Source organism: Erythrobacter donghaensis (assembly GCF_001557325.1).
GTDB classification, from domain to species: domain Bacteria; phylum Pseudomonadota; class Alphaproteobacteria; order Sphingomonadales; family Sphingomonadaceae; genus Erythrobacter; species Erythrobacter donghaensis_B.
Genome location: NZ_LSJS01000135.1, coordinates 1 through 701 on the forward strand (window position 1 = coordinate 1; position 701 = coordinate 701).

Annotated in this window: 1 protein-coding gene; it reads right to left on the bottom strand. The window is 68.8% G+C overall.

All coding sequences use genetic code 11. From position 1 onward, the window contains the following. Positions 1–173: 173 nt before the first annotated feature. A complete protein-coding gene (locus AX692_RS07065; protein ID WP_073973466.1) occupies positions 174–596 on the bottom strand; it encodes a thiol-disulfide oxidoreductase DCC family protein in 423 nt (140 codons plus the stop codon). Positions 597–701 lie beyond the last annotated feature (105 nt).

The following is a 701-nucleotide window of genomic DNA, read 5'->3' on the forward strand; positions in this document are numbered from 1 at the left end:
GACCATGGCCGAGCGGCGGCAGAGCTACGAGCTCTCGCCCGAGCTGCGGCGCGGAGGACTGCGAAAGCGCCGGGAAGGCGGCGAGCATCGCAAAAACCCCGGCGATGATCTGACCCCGTTTCATCGCCGCCAAGCTGCCCGCGCATGGCCGCGGCGTCAAGCGCGGCGGCGTGTCAGATCAGCCGCGCGCGCTGGTCGGGAGTGAGCATCTGGCAGGCCTCCTGGGTCTTGCCGAACCAGCGGTAGCGGTTGCGGGCGACCAGGTCGTAGGCGACGTCGCGCAAGGCCCTGGGCACGATGCGGAGCACGAGGGTGAGGCGCCACCAGCCGCCCAGCACCCGCGCGACCTCGAAATAGCCGTCGGACTTGGTGAAGGCGCGGCCATCGCGGACGAAGATGTAGGTCGTGTTCCAGTCGATCCCGAAGTGGTCGCACAGCTGCTGGCCGAGAGGCCCTTGGGCGGGCGTGAAGGCGATCTTGCCGGCGCGGTCGTGCTTCATGATGAAGGACACCCCGCCCGAGCACAGCACGCAGACATGGTCGAAGATGAACAGCGGGCGCTTGTCGTCCCAGTCGGGGAGTTCCGGTTCGATCATGCCGAGGTCTCTGTAACATCGAACGCGGCGAAGGCATCGCGGAATTCGGCGAGGCTGACGATGCCGAGGCAGGGCCGCGCGCCGGGCTCGTAGCGGCGGCCCGCC